The sequence below is a fragment of the Pseudoalteromonas sp. SG44-1 genome, assembly GCF_014164315.1.
GTDB classification, from domain to species: Bacteria; Pseudomonadota; Gammaproteobacteria; order Enterobacterales; family Alteromonadaceae; genus Pseudoalteromonas; species Pseudoalteromonas rhizosphaerae.
On sequence record NZ_JACJEW010000001.1, the window covers coordinates 256,057 to 258,620 of the forward strand.

Here is a 2,564-nt window from a genome sequence, read left to right on the forward strand (position 1 = left end):
GCAGCACCGAATGCCTTGACCATAACGACCCCTATTGAGGTTGATGGCCGGATCAATGCTGTAGAAGATGGCAGTGTATTGATCACCGGCTCCGGGGCAGAAGCCAATGCCAGTGTCAGTGTAACTATCAGCGATGGCGGGAATAACCAATCGCGCACTGTGACGGCCGATGGCTCTGGGGCATGGACTATCAGTGGTAGTGAGTTTGATGTCAGCAGCTTTAATAATGGCACGCTCACCGTCAGCGCCACACAATCTGATGCGGCGGGTAACACCTCGACTACGGCAACCGCAGTAATTACGTTGGATAATCAAGCGCCAAATGCATTGACGATTACTACGCCAATTGAAGGCGACGGCAAAGTTAATGCTGTAGAAGATAACGATGTGCTAGTGCAAGGATCTGGCGCAGAGTCAGGTGCAACAGTTACAGTAAATGTTGATGGTATATCTAAAACTACCACAGCAGATTCAAGTGGTAATTGGACATTGTCGGGCAACGAGCTGGATATCAGTGCGCTGAATAATGGTACGCTGACTGTCTCGGCAACTCAGGCCGATAGCGCAGGTAATATCTCAATAGCTGCAACTACAACAATAACGTTGGATAACCAAGCACCAAACGCACCAACCTTTATTACGCCTATTGAGGGGGATGGTAAAGTTAACGCTGCGGAGGATAATGATGTATTAGTCCAAGGCGGGGGAGCAGAGTCAGGTGCAACAGTCACTGTGAGTATCGCTGGGGTTACTAAAACGACTACCGCAGACTCAAGTGGTAATTGGACATTATTAGGTAATGAGCTGGATATCAGCGCTCTAAATAATGGCATATTGACAGTTTCGGCAACACAAACCGACGATGCGGGCAATATCTCAACGGCTGCATCAACTTCAATTACATTAGATAACATCGCACCAAATGCGGTGGCTATTACAACGCCGATTGCAGTAGATGGTATTGTAAATGCGGCTGAAGACAATGCTGTGTTGATCACAGGGTCAGGAGCAGAAGCTGGCGCAACAGTGACAGTGGGTATTAGCGGCGTAAATGCCACTGTGGTAGCTGATAGCAGCGGTAACTGGACACTTAACGGCAGTGAATTAGACATTAGCGCTCTAAATAATGGCACATTAACAGTATCTGCAACGCAAACCGATAGCGCAGGAAATATTTCATCTGCAACGACAACCACTATAACCTTAGATAATGTTGCGCCAAATGCATTGGTTATTACAACGCCGATTGCTGTTGATGGCATTGTTAATGCTGCTGAAGATAATGCGTTATTAATTGTAGGATCTGGGGCTGAATCAGGCGCTGCAGTTAAGGTTGATGTTGGCGGTGTAAATGCCACCGTGACTGCTGATAGCAACGGTAATTGGACTCTCAGTGGTAATGAGTTAGATATCAGTGCATTAAATAATGGCACATTAACGGTATCAGCAACGCAAACTGACAGCGCAGGTAATATTTCACCAGCGGCAACGACGACGATAACCTTGGATAACAGTGCACCGTCAGTTGTTACTATTAATACGCCAATCGAAGTCGATGGCATCGTTAACGCTAGTGAAGATGATAGTGTATTGATCACTGGCTCTGGGGCAGAATCAGGCGCTGCAGTTAATGTTGATATTGGCGGTGTAAATGCCACTGTGACAGCTGGTAGTGGTGGTAATTGGACGCTTAACGGCAATGAATTAGATATAAGTGCACTTAATAACGGCACTTTAACAGTATCGGTAACGCAAACTGACAGTGCAGGGAATACTTCACCAGCGGCGACCAGCTCTATTACTTTAGATAATACCAGCCCAACTGGGCATGCAGTTAGCGTTGATCAAAGCTTAATTAACGCAGATAACGAATCCGCAATGAGTGTTAGTTTTACTGGACTTGAAGGCAGTGGTTCGCTTAGTTATCAGGTTAGTGATGGCAGTAATGCTGTTACTGGTAACGCAACAATTAGTGCTGTTACGCAGCAAATTACAGGTATTGATGTTACAACATTGGCTGAGGGAGTGTTAACGTTCTCAGCAATAGTTACAGACACCGCAGGCAATGCCAGCGCAGCAGTAACTGCCACAGTAACTAAAAAATACAACGTCGTACCGGTGTTAAGTGGTTCACCAAGTACAACTACAGCTGAAGATGCAGCGTATAGTTTTATACCCACCCTTACAGACAGCGATACGCAAGATACCCATACCTTTAGCATCATTAATAAGCCAAGCTGGGCGAGCTTTGACACCAGCACGGGCGAATTAGCGGGCACGCCACAGAACGAGGATGTAGGCAGCTACGCGGCTATTACTATCAGTGTTAACGATGGCACAGATAGCGCCAGTTTAACGCCATTTACATTAGAGGTCACCAACACCAACGATGCGCCGGTAGGGCAAAACTTCGCGTTTAACCTCGATGAAGCCGCGACATTAACCGTGGCACTTGCAAACGGGTTATTAAGTAACGCCAGCGATGATGATGCAGGCGACACACTCAGCGCAGAGCTGGTCAGTCAACCACAATTTGGTAGTGTCAGCTTAAACAGTGATGGTAG

General features: G+C 46.8%; 1 protein-coding gene. It reads left to right on the forward strand.

The genetic code is table 11. From position 1 onward, the window contains the following. Nucleotides 1–2,564 (forward strand): S-layer family protein (locus tag H5187_RS01065; protein ID WP_220493210.1); only part of this gene is annotated, 2,564 nt, incomplete at both ends.